Raw genomic sequence first — 23,688 nt, forward strand, 5'->3', positions numbered from 1 at the left:
CGTCATGCACCCACTGTGACGGAACGGTGTTGCGTGATCGCGAACTCTTTGTGACTGGCGGGTAAAGGGGGCAGTCTGCCCCCTTTGTCGACGCTTCAAACGTTGCGCTCCGTACTTACCGGACCCATGGGCGCCTACTGGCCGACCCGGCCGGGCTGGAGCACCTGGGTGAACAGCACGGTGCCGTCCTGCTCACGCAGACGGACCGTCAGCTCGCCGCTGGCGCCGTCGATGTCGACCTCGCCGAAGAACTGGTAGCCGTCGGCGGGCGAGACGTTGGCGGTCGTCGGCGCCTTGAGGAACACGCGGTCCGGGCCGAAGGTGCCGTCGAGCGTGTTCGCGGGGAAGGCACCGGCGTTGAGCGGGCCCGACACGAACTCCCAGAAGGGCTCGAAGTCGGTGAAGGCGGCCTTCGACGGCTGGTAGTGCTGCGCCGAGGTGTAGTGCACGTCGGCCGTCAGCCACACGGTGCCCGTGATCCGTTGGTGCTTGATGAACCGCAGCAGTTCGGCGATCTGCAGTTCGCGGCCCAGCGGCTTGCCGGGGTCGCCCTGCGCGACGGCCTCGATGTTCGGCTTGCCGTCGCCGGTGTCCGGGACGACCAGGCCGATCGGCATGTCGGAGGCGATCACCTTCCACACCGCCCGGGAACGGGACAGTTCGCGCTTGAGCCACTCCAGCTGTTCGCGGCCGAGGATGCCCTGCGCGTCGGTGGGCTGGTCGTCCGTCGAGTTGGCGTTGCGGTAGGTGCGCATGTCCAGGACGAAGACGTCCAGCAGCGGGCCGTGGTGCTGCACGCGGTGGACCCGGCCGCTCGGGCGGCGCAGCGTCGAGATCGGGAAGTACTCCGAGAACGCCTGGCGGGCACGGGAGGCGAGCACGTCCACGTTCTTCTCGGTGTACCGGGTGTCGCCGAGGATCTCGCCCGGGTACCAGTTGTTGGTGACCTCGTGGTCGTCCCACTGGATGATGGACGGGACCCGGGCGTTGAAGGCGCGCAGGTTCTCGTCCAGGAGGTTGTAGCGGAAGTTGCCGCGGAACTCCGCCAGGGTCTCGGCGACCTTCGCCTTCTCCTTTGTGGTGATGTTCCGCCAGGTCCGCCCGTCGGGCAGGGCCACGGTCTCGGTGAGCGGGCCGTCGGCGTAGATGTTGTCGCCGCTGCAGAGGAAGAAGTCCGGGTCCAGGGCGCCCATCGCCTCGTAGATCCGGTAGCCGCCGAGGTCCGGGTTGATGCCCCAGCCCTGTCCGGCCAGGTCGCCGGACCAGACGAACCGCACCCCGTCGCGGCGTTTGGCGGACGCGGTGCGGAAGCTGCCGGTGACCGGCTCGCCGGTGCGGCGCGGGTCGTCCGGGTCGGCGAGCAGCACGCGGTAGTGGATCTGCTCGCCGGACGGCAGTCCGCGCAGCGGGGTCGTGCCGGTGAAGTCCGTGCCCGGGCCCAGCAGCGGGCCGTGCCATCTGCGCGGGTTGCGGAACGACTCGGTCGCCGATGTCTCGACGATCATCCGGGCGGGCCGGTCGGACCGCACCCACACCAGCCCGGAGTCGCAGGTCACGTCTCCCGCCTGCACACCCCACCCCGCCTTCGGACGCCCGGACCGGGCGAAGGCCGGAGCCGCTCCGAGAGCGGTGGGCAGGGACAGGGCCGCCGACGCGGCGAGGGAGCCCCGCAGGACGCTACGGCGCCCGGGGAACGGACGGTGTGACATGGATACGCCTCCAGGGACGGGATCCGGCCAGTGTGCAGAGCCACAACTACTGGCACGCCGCAGCGCACACACGAACCCCAAGTGAACAACTGACCCCAGGGGCGGGGGAACCGGCACGCACGGGCGAGCCCGGCGGAGTCACCCGGTGGCCGCCTCCGCCATCAGCCGTACGCCCTCGGCGATCCGGGCAGGCGGCACATGGGCGTATCCCAGGACGAGCCGCACCTTCTTCGTCTCGGCGCTCTCGGTCCGCGGGTGGGTGCAGGACGACAGCGGGCGTACCGCCACCCCGGCCTCGGCCACGCGCGCGAGGAACCGCTCCTCGGGGCCGTACCGCTCCGGCAGCGTGGCGATCACATGCAGGCCCGCGGCGATCCCGGACACCTCCGAGCCGGGGAAGTGCTCGTCCAGGGCGGCGACCAGCGCGTCACGCCGCTCGCGGTAGGCGCGCTGGCAGCGGCGGAGCTGGCGGTCGTAGTCGCCGCGTTCCAGGAACCGGGCGAACAGGGCCTGGTCGAGGGCCGGATGGCCGAGGTCCATGGTGCGCTTGCGTTCGACGATCTCCTCCGCCCAGGACTCGGGCACCAGCAGCCAGCCCAGCCGCAGCCCCGGCGCGAGGGACTTGCTGACGGAGCCCGTGTAGGCCACATGGTCCGGGTCGAGGCCCTGGAGCGCGCCGACGGGGGCGCGGTCGTAGCGGAAGTCGCCGTCGTAGTCGTCCTCCAGGACGATGCCGTCCACCTCACGTGCCCAGTCCAGCAGCCTGGCGCGGCGGTCGGCCGAGTAGGCGATGCCGGTGGGGAACTGGTGAGCCGGAGTCGTCACCACGGCCCGTACGCCCGACGCCCGCAGCGGCTCCAGGGCGATCCCCTCGCCGTCCACGGGCAGCGGCACGGCGGTGACCCCGGCCGAGGCGTACAGCGCGTCGTGCTGGGGACTTCCGGGGTCCTCCACCCCGACGGTACGCACCCCGCGCGCGTGCAGCGCGAAACCGAGCAGGGTCGTCGCCTGGGCGACCCCGGAGACCACCACGATCCGCTCCGGGTCGGCCACCACGCCCCGCCGCCGGGCGAGCAGTCCGGCCAGCGCGGTGCGCAGCCGGGGCAGCCCGCGCGGATCGGGGTACCCCAGGTCCTGGTGCGGCAGTTCCGCCAGCACATCGCGCTGCGCGGCGGCCCACGCCGAGCGCGGGAACAGCGACAGGTCGGGCGTGCCGGGCACGAAGTCCGCGCGGGCACCGGGGGAGCCCGGTGCGAGGTCGTGCGCCCGCGGCCGTGCGGCCCGTGCGGCCGCGCCCACCCAGGTGCCGGCGCCCCGGCCGCTGCGCAGATAGCCCTCGGCCGTGAGCTGCTCGTACGCCTCCGTGACCAGCCCCCGCGACACCCCCAGGTCCGCCGCGAGATCCCGGCTGGACGGCAACCGCGTGCCCGGCGCGAGCCGGCCCGAGCGGACCGCCTCGCGCAGTGCCGCCTGGAGGGACCGGCCACGCGTGCGTGCCGGTGCCGCGGCGGCGGGGAGCAGCAGCTCCCAGGCGGCGGACGCGGCACCGGTGCCCGGGGCGCTCTGCGGTGGCTTCATGAAGGGAGACCTTAGAGGCTCGCCGCGCGCAAGCCCCGGTACGGTCAGCGGCTGCCGTCGAGGACGACCCTGGCGACCAGCGCCGGGTCGTCGTTCATCGGGACGTGACCGCAGCCCGGCAGCCGTACCAGCCGGGCACCGGGGATGACGCCCTTGGCCCGCACGCCCTGGCGGGGGATGAGGAGCCGGTCCCGGCTGCCCCAGGCCACGGTGACCGGGGTGCCCACGATGTCGTCGCTGAACTGCACGGTCCTGCCGGAGCGGAGCGTCTCGGAGAAGCCCTGGGCCCGGGCCAGGGCCAGCGTCTCGGCGATCACGGCCTCGGGCGAACGGCGGCCCGGGCGGGCGTAGATGGTGCTCGTCAGCAGCGTCCGGCCGATCGCCGGGCGGGCCAGCCGTTCGACCAGGGGCAGCGGCATCCGCCGGGCGATCTGCCGCATCGTCATCAGCACCGCGAAGGCGTAGCGGCGCTCGGTCTCGTTCCAGAACCCGGCGGGGGACAGCGCGGTGACGGAGCGGACGAGTCGCGCCCGGGCCAGGTCCAGGGCCAGCAGGCCGCCCAGCGAGTTGCCCGCCACGTGCGGCCGTTCGATCTCCAGCGCCTCGCACAGCGCCACGAGGACGGTGTTCATCGTCGACAGGTCGTGCGCCATGCCGTCAGGCAGCGCCGGCGACTCCCCGCACCCGGGCAGGTCCACGGCGATCACATCGCGCTCGGCCGCCAGCGCGGGGATCACCGGGTCCCAGACCTGCCGGTGGTGGCCGATGCCGTGCAGCAGGAGCAACGGGTCGCCGCTGCCCCGGCGCGTGTAGGACAGGGTGACGTTCTGCTCGCCGTGCGCGGAGGCGACTTTGAAGGAGACGGTGGCGGACATGGGGTGCTCCTCGGCTGTACTCGCTGACGGACGCTGTAGACAGCTTGTCAGCAATTGCTACCGGCGGGTAGCCCCGAGTCGCCGCCACCTTCACGGCCCCGGACCGCTCACCGGGCCCGGCGTAGCTCCAGGTTGAAGTCCGCGTGCCCGAACTTCTGCATCAGGCCGACCCACAGCGGAAGCCACATCTCCACGGCGCGGGCCGCCCGGATGCCACCGAGGTCGAGCACCCGCTCCCGCGGCCAGCCGAACTCCCCGAGCAGGGCCGTCACCTGCTCCTTGGCGCTCGCGTCGTCCCCGCAGACGAAGACGTTGTGTTCGCCCGGAACCAGCCCCGGTTCCACCATCACCCGGCAGTTGACGGTGTTGAGCGTCTTCACCACGCGCGCGTGCGGAAAGGCCCGCTGGATCTGCTCGCCCACGCTGTCCGACTCGACGGGGGACAGCCGCAGCTCGCCCTCCTCGAACGCCAGCGGGTTGGAGACGTCCACGAGGACCTTCCCGCCGAGGTTCTCCGCCCCCGCCGCCTCCAGCGCGGCGAGGGCCACCCGCCCGCCCACCGCGCTCACCACCACCTCACCGAACGCCGCCGCCTCCGCGAACGTCCCCGCGTCCGCCCCGGCACCCGCGGCGGCGGCCCACTCCAGGGCGGCCGGGTTCTCCCTCGTACGCGAACCGAGCCGCACCTCGTGCCCCAGCTCCACCAGCCGGCCGCCGAGGGTGCGCCCGACGTCGCCCGTGCCCAGAACCGCGTACCGCATCGCCACCTCCGGGAACCCTGCCGGCGATCACCGGCGTCCTGTCGGCCATTCTGTCCGGGAACGAGCGATTCCGCCTGGACAGGGCCGCACCCGTGGGCTGGGATGGAGCCGTGACCACCGAGACCGCGACCGACGTCTTCGAAGCGCACCGCCCCGTCCTGCTGGGCGTCGCCTACCGCATGCTGGGCCGCGTGGCCGACGCGGAGGACGTGGTCCAGGAGGCCTGGCTGCGCTGGACGGGCGGCGACCGCGGTGATGTGCGCGAACCGCGCGGCTACCTCGTACGGATCACGACCCGCCTTGCCATCGACCGGCTGCGCCAGATCAAGTCCCGCGGGGAGACCTACGTGGGCCCGTGGCTGCCCGAGCCGTACGTCACCGACTTCGGCGACACCGTGCCGGACACCGCCGAACGGGCCGTCCTCGCCGACTCCGTCTCCCTCGCCGTCCTCGTCGTGCTGGAGTCGCTGTCACCGCTGGAGCGGGCCGTGTTCGTGCTGCGCGAGGCCTTCGGCTTCCCGTACGCCGACATCGCCGCCATGCTCGACCGCGGCGAACCGGCGGTACGCCAACTGGCCGGACGCGCCCGCAAGCACGTCGAGGAGCGGCGGCCGCGCTACGAGGTCGACCCCGCCCAGCGCCGCGACCTCACCGAACGGTTCCTCGCCGCCGCGGCGGACGGCGATCTCGAAGGGCTGATGGCGCTGCTCGCCCCGGACGTCCGTCTCGTCGGCGACAGCGGCGGCAAGGCGCGGGCGCCGCTGCGGGTCCTCCGGACGGCGGACAAGGTGGGCCGCTTCCTCGTCGGCGCCGCACAGAAGGGTGTCCCGGACTTCTCCGTGCGTTTCCTGGAGCTCAACGGCGGCCCGGCCATGCTGGTCCTGTCCGGCGACAAGCCCGACTCCGTCTTCCAGCTCGACGTCGCCGACGGGCGGGTCCAAGCCGTCTACATCGTCCGGAACCCCGACAAGCTCCGGTCGCTGGCCGCCGGGTAGCGGTCCCCCCCGGTGGCCCCGCTGGCCTCGCGTGAACGCCCCGTGAACGTTCCCGGCCATTGGTCTTGACCAAGGATCAGGGCCGCCCTATGGTCGCAGAGAAGTGAAACAACCTTTAAAAAACAAGGGCGCTAAAACGCCGCCGACCACGGCGATTGCGGAGGACAGGGTGGGGACCACGCAGCTGGAATCGGTGCCGGAACCGAAGTACTGGCATCTCAAGACCGTGCTCAGTGAAGCGCTCGACTCGGAGTTCTCGGTGGGGGAGATCCTGCCGAACGAGCGCGACCTCGCGGCCCGCTTCGGCGTCGCCCGCGCCACGCTCCGCCAGGCGCTGGAGCAGCTCGAACTGGAAGGCAGGCTGCAGCGCCGCCGCGGTGTCGGCACGACCGTCGCCCCGCCGCGCGTGGGCGTCTCCCTCGGTACCGGCCCGCACACCTGGCCCGGCGGCTCCGAGGACGCATGGCAGCCCGTCGACTGCGTGACGGCGGTGCCGCCCGCGGCCGTCGCCGACGCGCTGGAGACCGGCCGCGACGAGCCCGTGCACATCGTGCGGCGCTCCCGTGTCTCGCACGGCCGGCCCGTGGCCGCCGAGCTTCTCCACATTCCGCAGTCCTCGGTGCCCGAGCTCTCCGGCATAGACGCGCCGTCCGGAGCGGCACGCGCGCGTGCGGTGCTGCGGGAGCTGCAGCGGCTGGAGCTGGGGCGGCAGGAGAACGCGGTGGAGCTCGGCTCCGCCGGCGCCGACGACGCGAAGGAGCTGGATCGGCTTCCTGGTGCGCCCGTTCTGGTGGTCACGACTCGTTTCGTGTCCGAGGGACGTACGGCCGCGCTGTCGGTTGCGACGTATCGCGCTGACACGTGCCGGTTGACCTTCGGTGACTCGGGTGGGGTGGAGATTCATGACGGGCCTCAGCAGCGGGCGTCTTGACCTGCGGGTGCGTCGTGGCTGGTCGCGCCCACGCGGCGGAGCCGCATATCGACACAGCCCCGCGCCCCTGACGGGGCGCTGCCTAAAAGGGGCGTTGCTCCACCGCGAAGAGTTGTTCCTCCACGTGGTCCAGGGCCAGGCGTAGGGCGCCCGTCGCCACTGCCGCGTCTCCGAGGCGGGAGAGGGTGACCTGTGGGGGGCGCAGGCAGTAGCGGGAGAGTTCTTGGCGGAGGGGATCCAGGACGCCGTCGAGGCCCGCTGCCCAGCCGCCGATGACGACCAGTTCCGGGTCCAGGGCGAGGACGAGGGCGGCCACGTCGTGGACCAGGCGCTGGATGAAGCGGTCGACGGCCGCGCGGGCCCGCTGGTCGCCCTCGCGGGCGTGCGAGAAGACCTCGGCGACCGCCTGCTCGTCGAGCGGGTGCAGGGGTTCGTCGGTGGTGGAGAGCAGGGTCTCGGGGGTGACCTCCCGGCCCAGCAGATGCAGCGCGCCGATCTCGCCGGCCGCCCCGCCGTAGCCCCGGTGCAGCCGCCCCCCGATCAGCGAACCGGCGCCCGGGCTGAGCCCCGCCAGCACGAACACCACGTCGTCCGACTCGGTGGCCGCGCCCTTCCAGTGCTCGGCGACGGCAGCGGTGTTGGCGTCGTTCTCGACCAGGACCGGGCACTTGAACGACCGGCTCAGCCGCTCGCCCAGCCGCAGCCCCGTCCACCCCGGCAGCGCGGTGCCCAGCCGTACCGTGCCGTCCGCCTCGACGATCCCGGGCGTCGCCACGCCCACGGCCCGCAACGAGCCCCGTGCGACACCGGCCCGCCGCAGCAGCTCTGCGACCGCCCCGCGCAGCCGCTCCAGCCGCTCGTCGGCCCCCAGCGTCTCGGAGACGTCCTTGGCCTGGGCGCCGATCACCCGGCCGTCCAGGTCGGCCAGCAGGGCGGCCACCCGGTGCGCCCCGATCTCCAGCCCCAGCAGATGCCCGGCCTCCGCCCGGAACCGGAACCGCCGCGCCGGGCGGCCCTGCCGCCGTGCGGCACCCTCCTCGGCCGCCTTCTCCACGACGAGCCCGGCCTCGATGAGCCCTTCGACGACGCCCTCGACGGTCGGCCGGGACAGCCCCGTCACCCGGGTGATCTCGGTCAGCGTCGCGCAGTCCGTGGCACGCAGCGCGTGCAGCACCACCGCGGAGTTGATCCTTCGCAGCAGCGAGGGATCCCCGCCGGTCAGCCGCCCCACCGTCCGTCCTCCCAGGTCGCGCGCGTGTTGGCCGGATCGTACTCGGCGTGGAGCGCCCCGGCGAGGGTCCGGCACCGGCCCTCGCCGATCAGCCCGGTGCCACGAACCCCGACTCGTACGCGGCGATCACCGCCTGGGTCCGGTCCCGCGCCCCCAACTTCGCCAGCACCGCGCTGACATGCGACTTCACGGTCTCCGTCCCGACGACCAGCCGGGCGGCGATCTCCGCGTTCGACAGACCCCGCGCCATCAGCCGCAGCACCTCGGCCTCACGCTCGGTGAGCTGGGCCCGCTCCATCACGGCCCGCGCCGCGCGGTTCCCGCCGTCGTCGCCGTACTCGGCGGCGAGCTGCCGCACCGAGGCCGGGAACAGCAGCGACTCGCCCTCGGCGATCAGCCGCACCGCGTGCACGATCTCGGCCGGCCGGGCGCGCTTGAGCAGAAACCCGTCGGCACCGGCCCGCAGCGCCTCGTACACGTACTCGTCGTTCTCGAAGGTCGTCACCACCAGGATCCGCGGCGGCTCGTCGACCGTCCGCAGCAGCGCCCGGGTGGCCTCGATACCGTCCAGCAGCGGCATCCGTACGTCCATGGCGACCACGTCGGGCCGCAACTGCCGCACGAGCGGGATCACCGCCGCCCCGTCAGCGGCCTCCCCGACGACCTCGATGTCGGGCTGTGCCTCCAGCACGGCCCGCAGACCCGCGCGTACGAGGGGTTCGTCGTCGACGAGGAGAACGGTGACCGGCATCCGGACAGCGTAGATCAACTCAACGGCAGTTCGACATGGACCTGCCAGTCGCCTTCGTCGGGGCCGGTCCTGGCCCGTCCGCCGAGCAGGGCGGCGCGCTCGCGTATGCCGCGCAGACCGCTGCCGCGTCCGGGGCCGGGTATCGGCTCGGGCAGCGGGTTGCGTATCGCGAGGACGAGGGTGTCGTCGCCGGCACGGACGCGGACCTCCACCGGGACCGCGCCCGCGTGCCGCAGCACATTGGTCAGCGCCTCCTGGAGGATCCGGTAGCCCTCCCGGGACACCGGCCCCGGCACGGTGTCCACGGGGCCGGTCACCTCGGCGTCGACCTTCGCCCCGGAGGCACGCGCGGACTCCAGCAGGCGGTCGGCGTCCACGAGGGTCGGCCTGCTGCTCACCGGCTTCTCCGACTCGCGCAGGATGCCCAGCACACGCTCCAGGTCCTCCAGGGCGGCCCGGCCGGTCTCCTCGATGGCGCCCAGGGCGCGGTCCGTGAACTCCGCGTCACCGGCCGCCCGCGCGGCCCCGGCCTGTACGACGGCGACCGTGAGCGCGTGGCCGATGGAGTCGTGCAACTCGCGGGCGATACGCGTGCGTTCCAGGAGCTGCTCGGTGCGTACCTCCAGCGCCTCCATCCGCTCGGCGGGTGACGGCCCCAGGAGCCGCACCGCCAGCGCGGTGATGAGTCGGCCCGCCCCCACCACGACCACGGCGAGCAGCAGCAACGGCAGGGGAGCGAGCAGGGCGTGCCACCAGTGCGGCCCCTTGACGGGCACGAACCCGTCGGCGGCGGGCTCGGTGCCGAACGCCGTCGTCGCCAAGTCGATCGCGAGGAGGGGCAACTGGACGGAGAGGTGGGCCACGACCCAGCCGAAGACCAGCCGCGCCTCCAGCCACACCACCGTCCGCCCGCGATCGGCCCATGTGACCGACGGCGTGGTCACGATCTCGCCGCTGTCACCACCGTCCTGCCGATGGCCGGTCAGCAGCAGCCTGGCCTGGAACCCCTCCACGACCCGTGTGACGGGGACGAGGCCCGCGAGTCCGAGCAGCACGGCCGCTGTGATCTGGGTCCACAACGCCTCTTGGATGAACAGCCACAGCGACGACCACACGATGGCCACCAACAGGTGCAGCCACCGCGTGTACGTCACCGCCCGCGTGAACGGGCGCAGCATGCGGACCATGGCGTCATCGTGCCAGTCGCCACTGACAACGAGCCTCCCCCGCACGGGGGAGAGGATCTCCACCGCCGGGGGAGGCCCGCACCCCGCACGACGGGCCAGGCTGCTGCCATGACCAGCATCGACGTCCAGTCCCTCACCAAGGAGTTCGGCACCAAGCGCGCCGTCGACGACCTCACGTTCCGCGTGCTGCCCGGCCGCGTCACCGGCTTCCTTGGCCCCAACGGCGCCGGAAAGTCCACCACCATGCGGCTGGTGCTCGGCCTCGACCGGCCGACCGCCGGCTCCGCCACGATCGGCGGCCGTGCCTACCCGACCCTGCGCGAACCCCTGCGCCACGTCGGCGCCCTGCTCGACGCGCAGGCCGCCCACGGCTCCCGCACCGCCCGCGACCACCTCCGTGTCCTGGCCACGAGCAACCGCGTCCCGGACCGCCGCGTCGACGAGGTACTGGAGGAGACGGGCCTGGCCTCGGTGGCCCGGCGCCGCGTGCGGACGTACTCCCTGGGCATGCGCCAGCGACTCGGCATCGCCGCCGCCCTGCTGGGCGACCCCGAGGTGGTCATGCTGGACGAGCCGTCCAACGGCCTCGATCCCGAAGGCATCGTGTGGATCCGGCAGTTGCTGCAACGGCTCGCGGGGGAGGGGCGGACGGTCCTGGTCTCCAGCCATCTGATGAACGAGACCGCGTCCTTCGCGGACCACCTCGTCGTCCTCGGCCGGGGCCGGCTGCTGGCCGACACCCCGATGCGGGACTTCATCCACGCCCGCGTGCAGCCGCGCGTACGGGTCCGCACGAGCGACCCCATCGCCCTGAAGAGCGTCCTGGCCCGGCACGGCCACGAGGCCGAGGAGCACGCGGACGGTCACTGGAGCGTGCACCACGCACGCGTGGACGACATCGGCCGCATCGCCTCCGCCGCGGGTGTACCGGTCCTGGAACTCGCCGCCGAGGAGGGCACCTTGGAGCAGGCCTACTTCGACCTCACGTCCGCCGAGACCGAGTTCACCGCACAGCCGCAGGAGGCCTGACCATGGAACTCACGCCCGTACTCCGCTCCGAGTGGCTGAAGATCCGTACGCTCCGCTCGCTGCCGGGAGCCCTCCTGGCCCTGTTTGCCGCGACCACGGCGTTCTCCGCGATCGCCGGTGTCTCCGAGACGTCGGATCCGGGGTTCGACGCGCTGTTCACGTCCCTGTCGGGTGTCATACCGGGCCAGATCGCCGCCATCGCCTTCGGGGCCATGGCCGTGTCGTCGGAGTTCCACCCGGGGGCGCTCCGGCTCTCGCTGGCCGCGGTTCCCCAGCGCGGCCGGTGGTTCGCGGCCAAGGCGGCCGTCATCGCCGTACCGGCCCTCCTGGTGGGGCTGGTGACGGCTCTCGCCGCTCTCCTCGTGGCACGGGCGGGGCTCGGATCGGCAGCGGACGGGCTCGGCACCGGTGAGCAGGTGCGCGCTGTCGTGGGCTGCGGCGTCTACCTCATGCTGATGGCCCTGTTCGCCGCCGGGCTGGCCGCCCTGCTGCGCAGCGGCGTGGCCACACTGTCGCTGTTGATCCCGTTCATCCTCGTCGTGGGGTTCGTGATCGGCGATGCCACGGGCACTGTCGCCGACTTCCTGCCGGACAAGGCGGGGCAGTTGGTCCTGCGGGAGACGTACGACGGGTCGTCCCTCGGGCCGTGGTCGGGGCTCGCGGTGACCGCGCTCTGGACGGCCGCCGCGCTGCTGGCGGGGGCGTGGAGCGTGCGCCGCCGGGACGCCTGACCGCCGCCAAGTGTCAGTGGGGGCGGGTTTACTGGACCCATGAACATCGCACAGCACATCGCCCTCGTCGACGAGCTGTGCTACCGCCCCTTTCCGGCGGAGCACGGCCCGTCGGACGTCGGCACCTCGGGACCCGGCTACCACGTAGCGGTGTTAGAGAGCGGTCCCTACGGCGACCCCGCGACCCGGGCCGTGACGATCGACCAGTTCGAGAAGGACCGGGACGCCGTCTACGAGCTTCTTGCCTCGCGCTGGGGCGACTCCGACCCCTACAACCTGCGGACGGTCGTGCTGCGCACCGAGCACGAGGAGATATCCCGGCCGTGGGCCGACCTCAGCGCACGCGCCGGTGTGGCGTACCTCTGGGAGGTGGAGGGCTCCGGCCGCTGGGTCGCCGTGGCGGTCGCGGACCTTGACGAGTCGGACGCGGTTCACCTGCTGGCCCTGGTCACGGAGACGGACCCGCCGTAAGGGATCAGCTCCCGGCGGCTTCCCGCAGCCGACCGAACTCCTCCGCCATGGTCTCGACCGTCCAGTGCGCGTTCAGCCCGCTCGGATTGGGCAGCACCCACACACGCGTGTCCCCGAACGTCCGCGACTGCGGCCCGACCTGAGCCTTCCGGTCGTCGAACGCGGCGCGGTACGCGGTCACGCCGACCACCGCCAGCCAGCCCGGCCGCAGTCGCTCCGCCTTCAGGGCGAGCAGCCGCCCGCCCTCCCGGTACTCCTCGGCGCTCAGCTCGTCGGCCCGAGCGGTCGCCCGCTCCACGACGTTGGTGATGCCGAGCCCGTACGACAGCAACTCCCGCTGTTCGGACGGCTTCAGCAGCCGGGGTGTGAAGCCGGACCGGTGCAGTACCGGCCAGAAGCGGTTGCCGGGGCGGGCGAAGTGATGGCCCGTCGCGGCCGTCATCAGCCCGGGGTTGATCCCGCAGAACAGCACCCGCAGACCGTCCGCGACCACGTCCGGCACGACACGGTCGCGGGCGGCCTCCAACTCCTCGGGCGTGAAGCGCGCCATGCGGCGCGTCAGAGAATCGCGCCGGGCGTGTAGCCCGCGGCCTGGGGGTGCTGCTTCACGATCTCCTCGACCCGGGCCACCACGGTGGCGACCTGGTCGCCCGCGGCACCCGTGAAGGACAGCTTGTCGGCCATCAGCGCATCGAGCTGGGTGCGGTCGAGCGGGATGCGCGCGTCGGCGGCGAGCTTGTCGAGCAGCTCGTTGCGCTCGGCGCCCTGCTCGCGCATCGCGAGCGCGGAGGCGACGGCGTTCTCCTTGATCGCCTCGTGTGCGAGTTCCCGGCCCACGCCCGCGCGCACGGCACCCATCAGCACCTTGGTGGTGGCGAGGAACGGCAGGTACCGGTCCAGCTCCCGGGCCACGACCGCCGGGAACGCGCCGAACTCGTCGAGCACCGTCAGGAACGTCTCCAGCAGACCGTCCAGCGCGAAGAACGCGTCCGGCAGCGCGACCCGGCGCACCACCGAGCAGGACACGTCGCCCTCGTTCCACTGGTCGCCCGCCAGCTCGCCCGTCATCGAGGCGTAGCCGCGCAGGATCACCATCAGGCCGTTGACGCGCTCGCAGGAGCGGGTGTTCATCTTGTGCGGCATCGCCGAGGAGCCGACCTGGCCCGGCTTGAAGCCCTCGGTGACCAGCTCGTGCCCGGCCATCAGCCGGACCGTCTTCGCCAGCGACGACGGCGCCGCCGCGAGCTGCACCAGCGCCGTCACGACCTCGTAGTCCAGGGAGCGCGGGTAGACCTGGCCGACCGACGTGAACGCCTGCGAGAAGCCCAGGTGCGTGGCGATCCGCTGCTCCAGCTCCGCGAGCTTCGCGGCGTCCCCGCCCAGCAGGTCCAGCATGTCCTGCGCGGTGCCGACCGGGCCCTTGATGCCGCGCAGCGGGTAGCGGCCCAGCAGCTCCTCGACGCGGCCGTGGGCCACGAGCAGCTCGTCGGTGGCGGTCGCGAAGCGCTTGCCGAGGGTGGTGGCCTGCGCGGCGACGTTGTGCGAGCGGCCGGCCATGACCAGCTCGCCGTACTCGCCGGCCAGCTTGCCCAGACGCGCCAGGACGGCGACCGTGCGGTCGCGCATCAGCTCCAGCGAGAGACGGACCTGGAGCTGCTCGACGTTCTCGGTGAGGTCGCGGGAGGTCATGCCCTTGTGCACGTGCTCGTGCCCGGCGAGGTCGTTGAACTCCTCGATCCGCGCCTTCACGTCGTGCCGCGTGACCTTCTCGCGCTCGGCGATGGAGGCCAGGTCGACGGTGTCGAGAACACGCTCGTAGTCGGCGAGCGCAGCGTCCGGCACCTCGATCCCGAGGTCCTTCTGGGCGCGCAGCACGGCGAGCCAGAGCTGCCGCTCCAGCTTCACCTTCTGCTCGGGGGACCAGAGCGTGGCGAGCTCGGCGGAGGCGTACCGTCCGGCGAGGACGTTCGGGATGCGGGGCTTGGCAGGCGCAGAAGTCACGTGGACGGATTCTACTGGCGATTCGTGCAGGCCAGCGCACCGGCCTTTTCGTCGGAACCTACGAGAGGCGCTCGGCGGGCTTGGCCGGCACCTCCGCACGGCACCGCTCCGGCGCACACCGGCAGGCCGGCGTCCTGCCGCGCGGCTCGGGTTCGTGCAGCGGCCGGTGCCGGGGCAGGTCCCGGCCTCCGAGGGGCCGGCGGCGGCCGGCGTGGACCACCTCCGCGGGCGCGTGTCCCAGCCGGGGGCCGAGGTCGTGCAGCCGGCCCCTGACGTTGATCACGCGCGTGTCCATGAGGACCTACAGCTCGTACGGCAGCAGCTCGGGGCGCTTCGGCGGCATGCCGTCGCCCGAGGAGCGGCCCGTCAGACGGCGGCCTATCCAGGGCAGCAGGTACTGCCGGGCGAACCGCGCGTCCGCCGCGCGGCGCATGACCCAGCCCGGCGGCAGCGCCGTCGGCATCGGCGTGCGCCACTCGGTGTCCTCGGGCTCGTAGCCGAGCGTCTGCCACACGGCCTCGGCGACCCGGCGGTGGCCCTCGGCCGTCAGATGCAGCCGGTCCACGTCCCACAGCCGGGGGTCGCCGAGCGAGGGGGCGCCGTAGAGGTCGACGACGATCGCGCCGTGCCGGTCGGCGAGCTCGTCGACGCAGGCGAACAGCTCCTCCATGCGCGGCCGGAACCGCTCCAGGACAGGACCTCGCCGGCCCGGGCTGCGCATCAGCACGAGCTGCTTGCACGACGGGGCCAGCCGCTCCACGGCCTCCTCCAGGAGGGCGCGCACCCGGCCCATGTCGCACTTGGGCCGCAGCGTGTCGTTGAGCCCGCCGACCAGGGTGATCACATCGGGCTGCATGGCCGCCGCCACGTCCACCTGCTCGTCGACGATCTGCTGGATCAGCTTGCCGCGCACCGCGAGGTTGGCGTAGCGGAAGCCGGGTGTGCCGGCCGCCATCCGTGCGGCGAGCAGGTCGGCCCAGCCGCGGTAGGTGCCGTCGGGCAACAGGTCCGACATGCCCTCGGTGAAGGAGTCGCCGACGGCGACGAGGCTGCTGTGGGTGGGGTTCGTGTGCATGGCGACGGAAATAGTATCCCGTGCACATACCCAGCAGTCGGTCGGCCGCCGGTGGCCCCGCTCACGTCCGCCGGCCGAACAGCTCCCGCAGTACGTCTTCCATGGTCACGAGACCGGCCAGCCGTCCGTCCTCCCCGAGGACCGCCGCGAGATGTGTACGGCTGCCCCGCATCGCGGTGAGGACGTCGTCCAGCGGCGTGTGCTCCCGCACGCGCGCGATGGGCCGCATGTCCCGCAGCCGGAACGGCACATCGCGCCCCAGGGCGTCCAGGGCGTCCTTCACATGCAGATAGCCGACGATCCGCCGCCCCTCGTCCACCACCGGGAAGCGGGAGAACCCGGACTCCGCCGTCAGCCGCTCCAGCCCGTCCGGAGTGACGCCCACGCTCGCGTACACCACGCTCTCCAGCGGCAGCACCACGTCGCGCACCGGGCGGCGGCCCAGTTCCAGCGCGTCGTGCAGCCGCTCCTGGGCGCGGTCGTCGATGAGGCCGGCCTCGCTGGAGTCCTTCACGATCTGCGCTATCTGGGCGTCCGAGTAGGAGGCGGCGACCTCTTCCCGGGCCTCCACGCGCAGCAGCTTCAGCAGTGCGTTGGCGAAGGCGTTGATCGTGAAGATCACCGGGCGCAGCGCACGGGACAGCGCCACCAGGGGCGGGCCGAGCGCCAGCGCGCTGCGCACCGGCTCGGCGAGCGCGATGTTCTTCGGCACCATCTCGCCGAGCAGCATGTGCAGATACGTGGCCAGGGCCAGCGCGATCACGAAGGACACCGCGTGCCCCGCGCCCTCGGGCACGCCCACCGCGTGGAACACCGGCTCCAGCAGGTGCGCGATCGCCGGCTCGGCCACCACACCCAGCACCAGCGTGCACAGCGTGATGCCGAGCTGCGCGGCCGCCATCAGCGCCGACACGTGCTCCAGGCCCCACAGCACGCTCTTGGCGCGCCGGTCACCCCGGTCGGCGTAGGGCTCGATCTGGCTGCGGCGCACCGAGATCAGCGCGAACTCGGCGCCGACGAAGAAGGCGTTGACGACGAGCGTCGCCAGACCGATCAGCAGTTGTACCGCGGTCACAGCTCCGCTCCCTTCTCGTCGGGCTTCTCGTCGTCGAGGGGCGCCCGCAGCCGGACGCGCGCCGCCCGGCGGCCCGTCGCGTCCAGGACCTCCATCCGCCAGCCGGCGACCTCGAGGGTGTCACCGACGGCCGGTATCCGGCCCAGCACCGTCGCCACCAGCCCGGCGAGCGTCTCGTACGGCCCCTCCGGCGCACGCAGCCCGACCCGCTCCAGGTGGTCCACGCGGGCGGAGCCGTCGGCCGAGTACAGGGCGTGGCCGGCCTCGTCCGTGCCGGCCGGCGCGAGGTCCGGCAGCTCGTGGGGGTCGTGCTCGTCGCGCACCTCGCCGACGACCTCCTCGACGATGTCCTCCAGGGTGGCCACGCCCGCCGTACCGCCGTACTCGTCGATCACGACGGCCATCGTGCGCTTGCCGGAGAGCCGGTCCAGGAGCCGGTCGACGGTGAGCGTCTCCGGGACCAGCAGAGGCTCGCGCATCAGCTCGGAGACGAAGATCCGGGTCCGGCGCCCGGCCGGTACCGCCAGTACGTCCTTGACGTGCGCGGTCCCGACGACCGAGTCGAGGGTCCCGCGGAAGACGGGGAACCGCGACAGGCCGGTCGCCCGGGTCGCGTTCGCCACGTCCTCCAGGGTCGCCTGCACCTCCAGGGCGACGACCTGCACCCGGGGCGTCATCACGTTCTCGGCGGTCAGGTCGGCGAGGTTCAGCGTCCGCACGAACAGCTCGGCGGTGTCGGCCTCCAGGACGCCTTCCTTGGCGGAGTGGCGGGCCAGTGCCGCCAGCTCCTGCGGCCCGCGCGCCGAGGCCAGTTCCTCGGCGGGCTCCACACCGATCCGGCGCACGACCCGGTTCGCCGTGTTGTTGAGGTGGGTGATGAAGGGCCGGAACGCGGCACTGAACCAGCGCTGGGCGTTGCCCACGGTCTTGGCGACGGCCAGCGGCGAGGAGATCGCCCAGTTCTTCGGAACCAGTTCGCCGACCACCATCAGGAACACCGTCGACGCGGCCGTGCCGAGCACCAGCGCGAGGCTGTGCGACGCCGACCGCGAGACACCGGCGTCCTCCAGCGGCCCGGCGATCAGTACGGCGATCGACGGCTCGGCGAGCATGCCGACGACCAGGTTCGTGACGGTGATGCCGAGCTGCGCCCCGGACAACTGGAACGTCAGGCTCCGTACGGCTTTCAGCGCGCCCTGCGCGCCCCGCTCGCCGCGCTCCACCGCCCGCTCCAGCTCGGCGCGCTCGACCGTGGTGAGGGAGAACTCGGCCGCCACGAAGGCGCCGCAGGCGAGCGAGAGCAGGATCGCCGCCAGAAGGAGGAGCACTTCGGTCATCGGTTCACCCCCGTTCCATGGTTCTCCAGGACGGGGCGGAACGCGCGGTGTCGCGTACGGGGAGGCACGCCCATGGGTGGACGCTCACAACCTTTCATGCAGAACCGAGTGGCCATCCAAGAGTAAAGGATGGGCAAAGTCCTTCCGCGGGGGTGCTCAGGGCGAGTCGGCGGGGGCGGGCGCGAGCCGGTAGGCGCCCTCGTGGGCGACGACGCGGCCGGCGGTGGGCGGCGCGAAGTGGGTGCCCAGCAGGAGGGTGTCCGTACCGGCGAGCGCGTCGAGCAGCCCGCGTCGCGAGGCCTCGGACTGTCCGGGGTCGATGTCGACGCAGGCGCCGATGCCGGGGTGGGCGAGCTGGACGGGGTGGTGGACGCAGTCGCCGGTGATCAGTGCCGTCCGTCCGTGACTGGTCAGTTCGACGGCGAGGTGGCCGGGGGTGTGCCCCGGGGTCGGGATCAGGCGCAGGCCCGGGGTGACTTCGACGCCCTCGGCGGGGACGTCGACGAGGTCGAGCTGCCCCGCCTCCTCCACCGGGAGCACGGAGTCGCGGAACATCTGCGCGCGTGCCTCGTCCATGGCGTACCCGGCCCAGAACTCCCGCTCGACGCGGGAGGTCAGGTAGCGGGCGTGCGGGAAGGTGGGCACCCAGGCGCCGTTCACCTCCCGGGTGTTCCAGCCGACGTGGTCGGCGTGCAGGTGGGTGAGGATCACCAAGTCCACCGAGTCCGGGGGGAATCCGGCGGCGGTGAGGCGCCGCAGGTAGTCGGTGTCGAGGTCGTGCCAGGCGGGATTGGCCCGCTGCTTGCCGTTGCCGATGCCCGTGTCCACCAGGACGCGCAGCCCGCCGGCGGTGAACGCGAAGCTGTGGCTGTCGAGGTGCAGGACGCCCTCGCCGTCCGCGAAGTGAGGGCGCAGCCAGTCCTGCCCCGCGACGACATCCGGTGTGGCGTCGGGCAGCAGCCACGGTCCGGTGGCTGGCGGCAGAAGCACCTCGTCGATGCGGTGGACGGCCACGTTGCCCACGGTCCAGGTGGTCATCGGTCTCTCCTCGCGCGCTTAAAGCTATCTGTTTGCGTTAAGTCGACCGTAGGTCCTACAGTCCACTAATGCAAACAGTTAGCTTTTATAGCTCAGGGGAGTCCATGTCCTCCACCGAACTCACGCCGTCGGAAGCGGCCCGCTGGGCCCACCGCGCCGGGCTCGTCCTGCCCGTCGACCGTCATGCCGCCGTCGCGGCCACCGCCGACCACATCCACTCCGTCGTCGCCGTCCTGCGTGAGCTGGACTTCGGCGACACCCCGCCCGCTCCCGCCTACCGCGCGGCACAGGAGGCCCACGATGCAGCCCTATGAACTGACCCTCAGCGCCGCCGCCGACCTGATCCGGGCGCGGCGGCTTTCCCCCGTCGAGCTGGCGGACTCCGTGCTGGAGCGCGCCGAAGAGGTGGAGCCGCGGCTCGGGGCCTATGTCACCGTCACCGCCGAGCACACCCGCCGGGCCGCGCTCGAAGCCGAGAAGGACATCGCGGCCGGCCGGCACCGCGGTCCGCTGCACGGCATCCCGATGGGTCTGAAGGACCTCATCGACGCCGCCGGACTGGCGACGTCGGCCAGTTCACGGGTCAGGGCCGACCACCGCGCGCACGCCGACAGCACCGTCGCCGCGCGTCTGTCGGCGGCCGGAGCCGTCCTGGTCGGCAAGACCCACACCCACGAGTTCGCCTACGGGCTGACCACCCCGCAGACCAGCAACGCCTGGGACCGCGACCGGGTCGCCGGCGGCTCCAGCGGCGGATCGGCGGTCGCCGTCGCCGCCGGCACCGCCACCTTCGCCCTGGGCACCGACACCGGCGGATCCATCCGGGTGCCCGCCGCGCTCAACGGGGTCGTCGGCCTCAAGCCGACCTACGGCCTCGTCCCGCGCCACGGCGTCACCTCGCTGTCCTGGTCCCTGGACCACGTCGGCCCGATCACCCGCACCGTCGAGGACGCGGGCCTGGTCCTCGACGCCCTGGCCGGCCACGACCCCCGCGACCCCGCCTCCCTGACCACACCGCCGGCGGACCACCGGCCGACCGAGGGCACCGACCTGAGCGGACTGCGGATCGGCGTGCCGCGCACCTGGTACTTCGACCACGTCGACGCGGAGGTGGAAGCCGCCGTCCGGAGCGCGATCGACCGGCTCCGGAGTCTCGGCGCCCGGCTCGTCGACGTCGATATCCCCATGACCCGCTACATCCGGGCCACCCTGTGGGGCCTGATGGTGCCCGAGGCCACCGCCTATCACGAGGGCACCCTGCGTACGGTCCCCGAGCTCTACCAGGCCGACGTCCGCATCCTCCTGGAAGCCGGCGAACTGATGCCCGCCGGCGACTACTTGCGGGCCCAGCGCTCTCGCACCCTCATGCGGCAGGAGTGGGCGAGCCTGCTGCGCGAGGTCGACCTGATCGCCGCCCCCACCCTCCCCGCGACCGCGGTCCCAGCCGGCCAGGAGACGATCACCTGGTCCGACGGCACCGTCGAGGGCGTCTCGGACGCCTATGTGCGGCTCTCCGCCCCCGCCAACATCACCGGCGTGCCGTCCCTGTCCGTACCGGTCGGCCAGGACACCGAGGGCCTGCCGATCGGCATGCAGCTCCTCGGCCGGCCGCTCGGCGAGAGGCTGCTCCTGCGGGTCGGTCACGCCTACGAGCAGACCCGGCCCGCCCGCGAGCTCGCGCCGGCGGCCTGAAGCTCGCGCCGGCGGCCTGAATGAGCACCGTCCCAGACGCAAAGGGTTCGCTTTAAGGTGGGGGCTGTGAGCAGACAGATGGTGCGCCCCGGCGGCCGCAGCGCCCGGGTCCAGGCATCGGTGCACGCCGCCGTGCGCGAACTCGCCTCGGAACTGGGCCGGGACGCCCTGACGGTGCCGCTGGTCGCCCAACGCGCGGGCGTGACGCCGTCGACGATCTACCGCCGCTGGGGCGATCTGCAGGTGCTGCTGTCGGACGTGGCGGTCGAGCGTCTGCGGCCCGACACCACGCCCGGGGATCACGGGGCCCTGCCGGCCGACCTCACGGCCTGGGCCGAGCAGTTCCTCGACGAGATGGCCTCGCCCGCCGGCCGCGCCTACATCCGCGACGCCCTGCTCGGCGACCCCGACGGCGGCAACGCCGGCCAGTGCTCGGCCTACGCCGCCGAGCAGATCGGCCTCGTCCTCACCCGCGCGGCCGGGCGCGGGGAGCGGACACCCGACGTCGAGACGGTGATCGACCGGGTCGTCGCGCCCATGATGTACCGCATCCTCTTCCGGCCGGACGGCCTCGACGCCGCCTACGCACAGCGGCTCGTGGCCGGGGTCCTCGCCCCGGCCGGAGACACTCCCTAGCCGATGAGGGGCTTGACCCAGCGCCGCCAGTGGTCCTCGCGCCGGTAGCCGCCCGCGGCCCAGGTGTGGTGGGCCTGTTCGTTGACTTCGAGGACCATGGCGTCGACGCGTCGCCCGCCCAGGGCGGCGAAGCGCTGTTCGGTGGCTTCGAGCAGGGCGGTGGCGATGCCTTGCCGGCGGTGGTCGGGGTGTACGGCGAGTCGGTAGGCGGAGCAGCGCCAGCCGTCGAAGCCGGCTATGACGGTTCCCGCGAGGAGACCGTCGCGCTCGGCGAGGATCAGGGCCTCGGGGTCTCTCGTGATGAGGCGGGCCACTCCGTCGTGGTCGTCGCTGATGCTGGTTCCTTCCGCGGCTTCGCGCCAGAACCGGAGCACGGTGTCGATGTCCGAGAGGGTCGCGCAGCGGATGTGGAGATCGCTCATGGGGGCGAGCCAAGCAGAACACCGGCCTGTCCGGCGATCGGGTTTCAGTACCCGGACACCGCCTGTTGGTTAGGGTGGCCACCGGAGACTGACGGCACCCGCGCGGGCCGAGTCGGACACGACGGGGGGTCGTTCGTGGGGAGTTGGCGCCCAGAGGTCATGGCTGCCCACCGGCCGGTGCCCGCGGTGCTGCCCCCACCGTTGCGCGTGTGGCTCGGGTTGATCGCGGCCCTCGCCGGGCTGGTGGTCGTCGTGCTCGGGGGCCTGTACGCCGGCCACAGCGAGCCCGGCAGGGTGGACAGGTGGATCATCCAGCCGACGGCGGACAGTGTGCGGCCGCCGTTGCGGCACGTCGCTCTGGCCACGGACTTCCTGGGGGAGCCCGTGGGAGCGGCGGCGCTGGTCGTGGCCATCGTGACCGGCTGCCTGCTGCTTCGACTTTTTCGCGCGGCGGTGCTCGTCGTCGCCGGCGCCGGCCTGACCGTGGGGACGACCACGCTGCTCAAGTCTCTGGTGGGACGCACCATCCACGGCGACGGCAACCTGTCCTATCCGAGCGGGCACACCGCCTTCCTCACCGCGGTCGCCCTCGTGGTGGCGCTGCTCGCGACCGGCCGGCTCGGCCTCGGCAGGACGGCCGGCACGGTGCTCGTGCTCGCCGCGGCGCTGGTCGCCGGCGGCGCCATGGGATGGGCGCAGGTCGCCCTCGGCGCGCACTACCCGACCGACACCCTCGGCGGCTGGTGCACCGCGCTGGCGGTGGTACCGGCGACCGCGTGGCTGGTCGACCGGACGGCCGACGCCGGTGGGCAGCGGCGCCGCTGACGTCACGTCACGCCAAGCGGCGGAACACCGGCCTCACCGGCCGCCCGGCCAGCCAGGGGGTGGGGTCGCCGGCGTCAAGTGCCTTCCGGTACACCGCACACGCCTCGGCCACCACCTCGACGGTGTGATCGATGTCGGCGTCGTCGAGCGCGCTGCTCACCACGAACGACGGGGCCAGCACCCCGCCCGCGAGGAGCCGCCGCAGGAACAGGGTGCGGTACTCCTGAGACGGCTGACGGTTCTCGTCGAGGGTGGCGAAGACCAGGTTGCTGGCCCGGCCCCGGACGACGACGTGGTCGCCGACGCCCATGCCGGCCGCGGCCTCGCGGACACCGGCGGCCAGCCGCTCGCCGAGGGCGTGCAGCCGCGCGGTGACGCCCTCCTCGACGTAGGTGGCCTGCACAGCCATCGCGGCGGCCAGCGAGTGCGTTTCCGCGCCGTGCGTGGTGGACAGCAGGAACACGCGCTCGCCGGAGTGCCGCAGCCCGCCCCGCTCCATCAGATCGCGGCGCCCGGCCAGGGCGGAGACGGCGAACCCGTTGCCCAGCGCCTTGCCGAACGTGGAGAGGTCGGGGACGACGCCGTACAGGCCCTGGGCGCCCGCCTCGGACCACCGGAGGCCGGTGATCATCTCGTCGAAGATCAGTACGCAGCCGTGCCGGTCGGCCAGCTCGCGCAGTCCGGCGAGGTATCCGGGCGGCGGCTCGGTGTGGGTGGCGGGTTCGAGGATCAGGCAGGCGACCTCGTCCTGATACCGGGTGAGCAGCTCCTCCGTGGCGGCCAGGTCCCCATAGGGGAACGCCACGGTGAGGTCGGTGGTAGCGGTCGGAATGCCGGCGGACATCGGTGTGGTGCCGATGAACCAGTCGTCGACGGAGAAGAACGGATGGTCGGCGCAGAGGGCCACCCGCGTGCGCCCGGTGGCGGCGCGGGCGAGCCGCACCGCGGCGGTCGTCGCGTCGGAGCCGTTCTTCGCGAACTTCACCATCTTGGCGGTCGGCACCGTGGCCAGGAAGCGTTCCGCGGCCTCGACCTCCACGATGGACGGCCGGACGAAGTTGCTGCCGCGGTCGAGCTCCCGCCGCACCGCCTCGGTCACGCGTGGGTGGGCGTGGCCGAGGCTGACCGACCGCAGGCCGGAGCCGTACTCGATGTAGCGGTTGCCGTCGACGTCCCACACATGGGCACCGCGGCCGTGGCTGATGACCGGGGCCAGGTCCTCGGGGTACTGGTCGTCGCCCTTGGCGTAGGTGTGCGCGCCCCCGGGGATCAGGGCGTGCAGCCGCTCGTTCGCCAGCCGCGACCGGGGGAGGCGGAACTCTTCGGTGTCCACGCTGA

The 23,688-nt window shown here is 72.8% G+C and carries 25 protein-coding genes; 9 read left to right on the plus strand and 16 right to left on the minus strand.

Translation table 11 applies throughout. The features are described 5' to 3' along the window. Positions 1 to 134: 134 nt before the first annotated feature. From ACFTZL_RS01920 to ACFTZL_RS01935, 4 genes are all read right to left on the minus strand, one after another. Positions 135 to 1,709 carry an alkaline phosphatase D family protein gene (locus ACFTZL_RS01920; RefSeq protein ID WP_382577026.1) on the minus strand — a complete coding sequence of 525 codons (1,575 nt, stop codon included), beginning with the start codon at positions 1,707 to 1,709 and terminating at the stop codon, positions 135 to 137. A 138-nt stretch (positions 1,710 to 1,847) separates the two neighbouring features. Further along, a complete protein-coding gene (locus ACFTZL_RS01925; RefSeq protein WP_382577029.1) occupies positions 1,848 to 3,287 on the minus strand; it encodes a PLP-dependent aminotransferase family protein in 1,440 nt (479 codons plus the stop codon). 44 nt (positions 3,288 to 3,331) lie between these two features. Further along, complete coding sequence (locus tag ACFTZL_RS01930; RefSeq protein ID WP_382577031.1) at positions 3,332 to 4,162, minus strand: alpha/beta fold hydrolase; 831 nt, start codon at positions 4,160 to 4,162, stop codon at positions 3,332 to 3,334. A 107-nt stretch (positions 4,163 to 4,269) separates the two neighbouring features. Continuing rightward, complete coding sequence (locus ACFTZL_RS01935; RefSeq protein ID WP_382577032.1) at positions 4,270 to 4,923, minus strand: NADPH-dependent F420 reductase; 654 nt, start codon at positions 4,921 to 4,923, stop codon at positions 4,270 to 4,272. A gap of 110 nt (positions 4,924 to 5,033) precedes the next feature. Here ACFTZL_RS01935 and ACFTZL_RS01940 point away from each other — a divergent pair, with 110 nt between their 5' ends. Both ACFTZL_RS01940 and ACFTZL_RS01945 read left to right on the plus strand, forming a co-directional pair. After that, the gene (locus ACFTZL_RS01940; RefSeq protein ID WP_382577033.1) at positions 5,034 to 5,918 is read left to right on the plus strand and encodes an RNA polymerase sigma-70 factor; all 885 of its coding nucleotides are present in this window, start codon (positions 5,034 to 5,036) and stop codon (positions 5,916 to 5,918) included. Between the two features lie 169 nt (positions 5,919 to 6,087). Further along, positions 6,088 to 6,849, plus strand: a complete 762-nt coding sequence (locus tag ACFTZL_RS01945) for a GntR family transcriptional regulator (protein WP_382577036.1) — start codon at positions 6,088 to 6,090, stop codon at positions 6,847 to 6,849. Between the two features lie 82 nt (positions 6,850 to 6,931). Here the strand turns inward: ACFTZL_RS01945 and ACFTZL_RS01950 are convergent, their stop codons facing one another. The 3 genes from ACFTZL_RS01950 to ACFTZL_RS01960 form a co-directional block, all read right to left on the minus strand. Beyond that, positions 6,932 to 8,080, minus strand: a complete 1,149-nt coding sequence (locus ACFTZL_RS01950; protein WP_382577038.1) for an ROK family transcriptional regulator — start codon at positions 8,078 to 8,080, stop codon at positions 6,932 to 6,934. Positions 8,081 to 8,168: 88 nt separating this feature from the next. Next, positions 8,169 to 8,831, minus strand: coding sequence for a response regulator transcription factor (locus ACFTZL_RS01955; RefSeq protein WP_184599565.1), 663 nt, complete (start codon positions 8,829 to 8,831; stop codon positions 8,169 to 8,171). Between the two features lie 14 nt (positions 8,832 to 8,845). Continuing rightward, positions 8,846 to 10,018, minus strand: coding sequence for a sensor histidine kinase (locus ACFTZL_RS01960; RefSeq protein WP_382577040.1), 1,173 nt, complete (start codon positions 10,016 to 10,018; stop codon positions 8,846 to 8,848). A 108-nt stretch (positions 10,019 to 10,126) separates the two neighbouring features. On the opposite strand from ACFTZL_RS01960, the gene ACFTZL_RS01965 reads away from it, so the two are divergent. The 3 genes from ACFTZL_RS01965 to ACFTZL_RS01975 are packed head-to-tail and all read left to right on the plus strand — an operon-like array spanning position 10,127 to position 12,249. Beyond that, positions 10,127 to 11,047, plus strand: a complete 921-nt coding sequence (locus tag ACFTZL_RS01965; RefSeq protein ID WP_382577043.1) for an ABC transporter ATP-binding protein — start codon at positions 10,127 to 10,129, stop codon at positions 11,045 to 11,047. Positions 11,048 to 11,049: 2 nt separating this feature from the next. Beyond that, positions 11,050 to 11,778, plus strand: a complete 729-nt coding sequence (locus ACFTZL_RS01970) for an ABC transporter permease (protein ID WP_382577046.1) — start codon at positions 11,050 to 11,052, stop codon at positions 11,776 to 11,778. 39 nt (positions 11,779 to 11,817) lie between these two features. Then, the gene (locus tag ACFTZL_RS01975) at positions 11,818 to 12,249 is read left to right on the plus strand and encodes a hypothetical protein (RefSeq protein ID WP_382577048.1); all 432 of its coding nucleotides are present in this window, start codon (positions 11,818 to 11,820) and stop codon (positions 12,247 to 12,249) included. Between the two features lie 4 nt (positions 12,250 to 12,253). Here ACFTZL_RS01975 and mug read toward each other — a convergent pair whose 3' ends face one another. The 7 genes from mug to ACFTZL_RS02010 all read right to left on the minus strand — a co-directional run bounded on the left by mug (position 12,254) and on the right by ACFTZL_RS02010 (position 18,775). Beyond that, a complete protein-coding gene (gene mug / locus ACFTZL_RS01980) occupies positions 12,254 to 12,799 on the minus strand; it encodes a G/U mismatch-specific DNA glycosylase (RefSeq protein ID WP_382577050.1) in 546 nt (181 codons plus the stop codon). Positions 12,800 to 12,807: 8 nt separating this feature from the next. Further along, entirely contained in the window at positions 12,808 to 14,250 is a 1,443-nt protein-coding gene (purB, locus tag ACFTZL_RS01985) for an adenylosuccinate lyase (protein ID WP_382577052.1), read from the minus strand. A 58-nt stretch (positions 14,251 to 14,308) separates the two neighbouring features. Next, positions 14,309 to 14,533 carry a hypothetical protein gene (locus ACFTZL_RS01990; protein WP_382577054.1) on the minus strand — a complete coding sequence of 75 codons (225 nt, stop codon included), beginning with the start codon at positions 14,531 to 14,533 and terminating at the stop codon, positions 14,309 to 14,311. 18 nt (positions 14,534 to 14,551) lie between these two features. Beyond that, positions 14,552 to 15,325: an SGNH/GDSL hydrolase family protein gene (locus tag ACFTZL_RS01995; protein WP_382577057.1), complete on the minus strand. Its 774-nt coding sequence runs from the start codon at positions 15,323 to 15,325 to the stop codon at positions 14,552 to 14,554. Between the two features lie 61 nt (positions 15,326 to 15,386). Next, positions 15,387 to 16,400 (minus strand): hemolysin family protein, encoded by a 1,014-nt coding sequence (locus ACFTZL_RS02000; RefSeq protein ID WP_382577059.1) that lies wholly within the window; start codon positions 16,398 to 16,400, stop codon positions 15,387 to 15,389. Then, entirely contained in the window at positions 16,397 to 17,737 is a 1,341-nt protein-coding gene (locus ACFTZL_RS02005) for a hemolysin family protein (RefSeq protein ID WP_382577061.1), read from the minus strand. The genes ACFTZL_RS02000 and ACFTZL_RS02005 overlap by 4 nt, the downstream gene beginning before the upstream one ends. A gap of 156 nt (positions 17,738 to 17,893) precedes the next feature. Beyond that, positions 17,894 to 18,775, minus strand: a complete 882-nt coding sequence (locus tag ACFTZL_RS02010; protein ID WP_382577064.1) for an MBL fold metallo-hydrolase — start codon at positions 18,773 to 18,775, stop codon at positions 17,894 to 17,896. A gap of 104 nt (positions 18,776 to 18,879) precedes the next feature. On the opposite strand from ACFTZL_RS02010, the gene ACFTZL_RS02015 reads away from it, so the two are divergent. The 3 genes from ACFTZL_RS02015 to ACFTZL_RS02025 all read left to right on the plus strand — a co-directional run bounded on the left by ACFTZL_RS02015 (position 18,880) and on the right by ACFTZL_RS02025 (position 21,103). After that, positions 18,880 to 19,089 carry a hypothetical protein gene (locus ACFTZL_RS02015; protein ID WP_382577066.1) on the plus strand — a complete coding sequence of 70 codons (210 nt, stop codon included), beginning with the start codon at positions 18,880 to 18,882 and terminating at the stop codon, positions 19,087 to 19,089. Continuing rightward, positions 19,076 to 20,467 carry an amidase gene (locus ACFTZL_RS02020; protein WP_382577068.1) on the plus strand — a complete coding sequence of 464 codons (1,392 nt, stop codon included), beginning with the start codon at positions 19,076 to 19,078 and terminating at the stop codon, positions 20,465 to 20,467. The genes ACFTZL_RS02015 and ACFTZL_RS02020 overlap by 14 nt, the downstream gene beginning before the upstream one ends. Before the next feature lie 78 nt (positions 20,468 to 20,545). After that, entirely contained in the window at positions 20,546 to 21,103 is a 558-nt protein-coding gene (locus ACFTZL_RS02025; RefSeq protein ID WP_382577107.1) for a TetR/AcrR family transcriptional regulator, read from the plus strand. Here the strand turns inward: ACFTZL_RS02025 and ACFTZL_RS02030 are convergent. Beyond that, complete coding sequence (locus ACFTZL_RS02030) at positions 21,100 to 21,525, minus strand: GNAT family N-acetyltransferase (RefSeq protein ID WP_382577070.1); 426 nt, start codon at positions 21,523 to 21,525, stop codon at positions 21,100 to 21,102. The genes ACFTZL_RS02025 and ACFTZL_RS02030 overlap by 4 nt on opposite strands. A 159-nt stretch (positions 21,526 to 21,684) precedes the next feature. On the opposite strand from ACFTZL_RS02030, the gene ACFTZL_RS02035 reads away from it, so the two are divergent. After that, entirely contained in the window at positions 21,685 to 22,350 is a 666-nt protein-coding gene (locus ACFTZL_RS02035; RefSeq protein ID WP_382577072.1) for a phosphatase PAP2 family protein, read from the plus strand. A 7-nt stretch (positions 22,351 to 22,357) separates the two neighbouring features. On the opposite strand, the gene ACFTZL_RS02040 is transcribed toward ACFTZL_RS02035, so the two are convergent. After that, positions 22,358 to 23,683 (minus strand): glutamate-1-semialdehyde 2,1-aminomutase, encoded by a 1,326-nt coding sequence (locus tag ACFTZL_RS02040; protein WP_382577074.1) that lies wholly within the window; start codon positions 23,681 to 23,683, stop codon positions 22,358 to 22,360. Positions 23,684 to 23,688: the final 5 nt, after the last annotated feature.

This window comes from Streptomyces sp. NPDC056948 (assembly GCF_042674225.1).
GTDB lineage: Bacteria > Actinomycetota > Actinomycetes > Streptomycetales > Streptomycetaceae > Streptomyces > Streptomyces purpurascens.

Excerpts from the sequence above, each read along its gene's own strand:
- ACFTZL_RS01920 (WP_382577026.1), bottom strand. The coding sequence starts at position 1,709 with ATGTCACACCGTCCGTTCCCCGGGCGCCGTAGCGTCCTGCGGGGCTCC.
- ACFTZL_RS01925 (WP_382577029.1), bottom strand. The coding sequence starts at position 3,287 with ATGAAGCCACCGCAGAGCGCCCCGGGCACCGGTGCCGCGTCCGCCGCC.
- ACFTZL_RS01930 (WP_382577031.1), bottom strand. The coding sequence starts at position 4,162 with ATGTCCGCCACCGTCTCCTTCAAAGTCGCCTCCGCGCACGGCGAGCAG.
- ACFTZL_RS01935 (WP_382577032.1), bottom strand. The coding sequence starts at position 4,923 with ATGCGGTACGCGGTTCTGGGCACGGGCGACGTCGGGCGCACCCTCGGC.
- ACFTZL_RS01955 (WP_184599565.1), bottom strand. The coding sequence starts at position 8,831 with ATGCCGGTCACCGTTCTCCTCGTCGACGACGAACCCCTCGTACGCGCG.
- ACFTZL_RS01960 (WP_382577040.1), bottom strand. The coding sequence starts at position 10,018 with ATGGTCCGCATGCTGCGCCCGTTCACGCGGGCGGTGACGTACACGCGG.
- ACFTZL_RS01965 (WP_382577043.1), top strand. The coding sequence starts at position 10,127 with ATGACCAGCATCGACGTCCAGTCCCTCACCAAGGAGTTCGGCACCAAG.
- ACFTZL_RS01970 (WP_382577046.1), top strand. The coding sequence starts at position 11,050 with ATGGAACTCACGCCCGTACTCCGCTCCGAGTGGCTGAAGATCCGTACG.
- ACFTZL_RS01975 (WP_382577048.1), top strand. The coding sequence starts at position 11,818 with ATGAACATCGCACAGCACATCGCCCTCGTCGACGAGCTGTGCTACCGC.
- mug (WP_382577050.1), bottom strand. The coding sequence starts at position 12,799 with ATGGCGCGCTTCACGCCCGAGGAGTTGGAGGCCGCCCGCGACCGTGTC.
- ACFTZL_RS01995 (WP_382577057.1), bottom strand. The coding sequence starts at position 15,325 with ATGCACACGAACCCCACCCACAGCAGCCTCGTCGCCGTCGGCGACTCC.
- ACFTZL_RS02005 (WP_382577061.1), bottom strand. The coding sequence starts at position 17,737 with ATGACCGAAGTGCTCCTCCTTCTGGCGGCGATCCTGCTCTCGCTCGCC.
- ACFTZL_RS02010 (WP_382577064.1), bottom strand. The coding sequence starts at position 18,775 with ATGACCACCTGGACCGTGGGCAACGTGGCCGTCCACCGCATCGACGAG.
- ACFTZL_RS02015 (WP_382577066.1), top strand. The coding sequence starts at position 18,880 with ATGTCCTCCACCGAACTCACGCCGTCGGAAGCGGCCCGCTGGGCCCAC.
- ACFTZL_RS02020 (WP_382577068.1), top strand. The coding sequence starts at position 19,076 with ATGCAGCCCTATGAACTGACCCTCAGCGCCGCCGCCGACCTGATCCGG.
- ACFTZL_RS02025 (WP_382577107.1), top strand. The coding sequence starts at position 20,546 with ATGGTGCGCCCCGGCGGCCGCAGCGCCCGGGTCCAGGCATCGGTGCAC.
- ACFTZL_RS02030 (WP_382577070.1), bottom strand. The coding sequence starts at position 21,525 with ATGAGCGATCTCCACATCCGCTGCGCGACCCTCTCGGACATCGACACC.
- ACFTZL_RS02035 (WP_382577072.1), top strand. The coding sequence starts at position 21,685 with ATGGCTGCCCACCGGCCGGTGCCCGCGGTGCTGCCCCCACCGTTGCGC.